The sequence below is a fragment of the Psychromonas antarctica genome (assembly GCF_022267535.1).
GTDB classification, from domain to species: domain Bacteria; phylum Pseudomonadota; class Gammaproteobacteria; order Enterobacterales; family Psychromonadaceae; genus Psychromonas; species Psychromonas antarctica.
This window is the reverse complement of record NZ_JAHNZV010000173.1, coordinates 1-3,887: the sequence shown is the minus strand read 5'-3', so window position 1 is coordinate 3,887 and position 3,887 is coordinate 1. Positions and strand designations below refer to the sequence as shown.

3 protein-coding genes are annotated in these 3,887 nt (G+C 33.9%); 2 read left to right on the top strand and 1 reads right to left on the bottom strand.

Annotated features, from left to right (window positions below):
- Window positions 1-168: 168 nt before the first annotated feature.
- On the bottom strand, window positions 169-1,371 hold the full coding sequence (locus KSO91_RS16385) for an SAVED domain-containing protein (RefSeq protein ID WP_238744097.1): 1,203 nt from the start codon (window positions 1,369-1,371) through the stop codon (window positions 169-171).
- A gap of 283 nt (window positions 1,372-1,654) precedes the next feature.
- On the opposite strand from KSO91_RS16385, the gene KSO91_RS16380 reads away from it, so the two are divergent.
- Entirely contained in the window at window positions 1,655-1,858 is a 204-nt protein-coding gene (locus tag KSO91_RS16380; RefSeq protein WP_238744096.1) for a hypothetical protein, read from the top strand.
- A gap of 335 nt (window positions 1,859-2,193) precedes the next feature.
- Window positions 2,194-3,887: HD domain-containing protein (locus KSO91_RS16375; protein ID WP_238744095.1), on the top strand; the 1,694-nt coding region annotated here is incomplete at its 3' end.

The window sequence follows — 3,887 nt, the reverse complement described above, 5'->3', positions numbered from 1 at the left end:
AAATAATTCCACTAAGTTATTCATATGCCCACCTTGTTTGCTTTCAAATCGTTTCTTGGTCGAAAGATCTGATCGCTTGGTGGGCATTTAGTTCAATTTTTTATTCTGTTATCCAGAATTCAGGTTACATACATACATATTTAATCATGCACCTAAAGTTGCAATACTTTAGGGCTGTACCTTTAATATTTTGATGTCTGGCGCATTAACACCACTGAATGATAAACTGTAACTATGATATGGGTGTCCAACAGATCTGACATCGCCGTATTGGTAAACAGCACAGGGTAGATAGTGGTTCTGTGATAGCATTTGGCCTAATTCAAATACAAACGAAGTTGGAGCAGATATAAATAAATGAAGTTTTTTGCAAGAACTATTTTTTACTTCTCTTTCAAATATTTCATTGAATTTGTTCAATACCTCCATTCGCCTTGATTTGGACAGAAGATTGTTAGGGTGCTTGTTGTCCCCCTCAAAATGTAGATCAAAGAGTTTTCCAATTTCTGATGCATTAATAGATAAATCTAAATCGACATTATTCGTAAAAGAAAAGGAGAACCCTACCTCATTGCTATTTACCTTCTTATTTTCAATTACTTTATGAATAACCTTCGGACAAAACACAGTATTCCCAGTATTAAGTTCTAGTGTTCTGATCATATCAAAAGTTTTTCCACCATTATCCCAACGCTGTTTAAACCTATCCCAACTCCATACATTCACACCAGCCATCATGCCGAAGCTGTACCCTAGTTGAAAAATAGCCGGAACTTGAGCAATACTAGTTATGTTTATGTTTAATTGACTGTTATCAGCTCTATGTAAATCAATAGAGTACAATAGTTGCTTGATAATTTTGACTGACTGCTTTACATCATCAGCAGAAACAAATGGCTTATCCAATTGTGGACTGAGATTAACCCTATATCTGATTGAGGTATTGTACCCTTCACTTTCCAGTTCTTTATAAAGCTCTTTAGAAGGGACTGCTCTAGAAAAACCATAAATTTCAATAGGTAACAGAGTTGATTTTTTTATTGCTACTTTTTCAAAATAAAAATTAATCAAACCACTTATGATACCCGTACAAAAAGCAATTACACCAAGAATGAGCATGATGGATTGAGGGGTATTATCTTGAGGAAAAAAGAAGTCTGATAGTATGATAATATTACTAGCAGTCTCCTCAGATGAATATCTTTCCAATATAGGTTTCAGTGTTTCCCAATTAGCAAACCATTTTAGGCTATTCCCTGAAAACAATAGAGCTAGTCCAGAAGAAATTAATAATGTCGGAAAAGGCCTCCTTTTAAAAAACACCCTCCATGTTAACTTAGCAAGCTCACTAGCTGTATATACTATTTTCAATTGACAACCCCTATATTAACAAGAACTTAAGCCTTTAGAGTATCCTTGTTAAAAGTAATGTCAATAAGCTTTTTATATGATTTTTATTAGTAACTTGTTTATATAAAAATTGTTGTGGCTAAGTATAACCGTCCACTGATTTAATGGTTTATGAGGTGCTATGGGGGCAGTTGCGATTTAGCTTCCTGAGGCGAAAGGGGCACATTGCGAGATAGAAGATATGAATGTTCTCTATTTCAATTCGTGGCTATAATCACTAGACAACTACATAGAGAATTATTTTATGCAAATCAAAACAGTTAAAGATAATGAGCTCGCTCTAGCTCGTGTTGGAGTACTTTGGGGCGCTCTACCAAATTCATCAGAGGCTGCTGAATTAGAGGCTCTAGTGACATTAATTCACGTATTTGAAGAAGAAAATTACCCAATTGCTACACCAGATCCAATGGAAGCGATTAGATTTCGTATGGAGCAACAAAAACGCTGATGTTGTGGCTAGGCAATGAGGTACTTCTATTTCGTTATAGGAGGCGTTTGAGTACCATTTTAGGGACAAAAAAGCCCGATTAATGAGTGTATAGTAAAAAACATGTACATCACCGAGTGGGTGATAGATCTTATATTAAATGTTTTTTAGATTAAGTTCCCGAAGGTCAATAGTCGGTTCATCCCCTCCAATTATCAACTGAGTATATAGTTTCACCTGCCAATTGAAACGCTAGTTATATCTAAAACATCCCTGTAAGTCGTTATAAATAGGCAATAAAAATGTTACTCTTATTTTAATGTAAATTAATCATCGAGACCAACAACATGAAAATAATGGATATTCTTCAAGGACGTGTAATAGATCCTGTCGATGAGGAAGTTTGCATAGAATCTCAGTTATATACTTTAGCCTCTGAGATTGAAAAGAAATCTAGAGCTCATTTAAAAAGAGTCATATCAATACTTACAGAATTTGATTTACATGATGAAAAGCACTGTATAAAAGTCGTCGAAAATATAGAAAATTTATTGGGGGAGGAAGTTTTAAATAACCTATCTAGTTATGAGTTGTTCTTACTGCACTTGTCGTCATTTCTACATGACTGTGCTATGGCTCCTGCAGACTGGGAAATAAAACTATTTAAACTTACAGAGGGAACTAATAAATACAACAATAAAAGTTCCAAACTTAGGCATGATTTGAATGCTCCTTTAAAATTATCAGACGCCATCAGGTTTATTAAACAAAATAAGACTGAACTTTACAAAGAATTCTCGGAGGTTGCCGACTGGTTATTCTCGCCTTCAGAAGAGAACAAACTAGAGGTTGAATTAGCTGAATTGTTAATCAAATATCAATCCTTTAGAAATGGCTATAAAAGCGAAATTACTAACTTAAAATCAAAAGAAGAATTTGAACTTTTAAATAAATCGATAAGAACAGGGTTTATTCGATTTAATCATCATATAAGAGTAGAGCAATACATAAAAAATCTTTCAAAAATATTCCAACAGAAATTAGAGCAAGCTGCTTGGGGAAAACAATTAGCCCGAGATTTAGCTGCTATATGCAGATCCCATTGCGAGAATATTTCTTTTATAGATACACTAGATATCAAGTCGCAGTATTACGGTAAAGAGACTGCTAATCTTCAATTTGTAGCAGTAATGTTGCGCCTTGGTGACATTATTCATTTTAGTTACGATAGAGCTCCTATAGCGATTCGTTCATCAATGGTATTCGACTCTGAATATAGTTTTCAAGAATGGGCAGTTAAAAACAACGGGGTTAATTATAGTATTGATGATGGGATAATTTCCTTCAAGGCATTTTGTGATAAACCTAAAGATTATTTTAAAATTCATGAATATATAGACTGGATTGATCTTGAAATTCAAAATTACTTCCGCTTTGATAGGAAATGGGAATCTAGTTATATTCCTTCATTATCAGAAAAAGTAAATAGAGATGGGATAAAACACGATGAGGATGTTTTTTTCCCTATGAGAGATCTTAGGTTTAAGTTAAATCAAAAACACATATTAAACCTTTTAATGGGTGTTGGGCTATATAAGGATAAATATGCATGTTTGAGGGAGCTTTATCAGAATGCTCTGGATGCATGTAGGAGTTTAAAATCGTCTTCAAATTTAATATTAGATAATAAAATTGAGTTTGGCCTTATTGATGATGACGGTACGTACCTTTATTGTCATGATAATGGTATTGGTATGAATAAAGATATCATTGAAAACTATTTGCTAAATATAGGTAATTCATACTATAAATCCTCCGATTTTTTTAAAAAACAAGCTGAGTGGGGGGGAGACTTTACACCTACATCACAATTTGGAATTGGTATCTTATCGTGCTTCATGATTGGTTCTCGCATTGAGATCACAACAAAAAAAGTCGATGGTAAAATTATTTCATGTGCGATTGATGGGCCTCACGAAAGTTTTTATTACAAAGTAGTGGATAAGCTGGATGTTGAAAAATTAGGTCGCTCTGGCACTGTTGTTAAAAT

What these genes read in the sequence shown, in the direction of transcription:
- KSO91_RS16380 (WP_238744096.1), top strand. Translation starts at nt 1,655, where the DNA reads ATGCAAATCAAAACAGTTAAAGATAATGAGCTCGCTCTAGCTCGTGTT.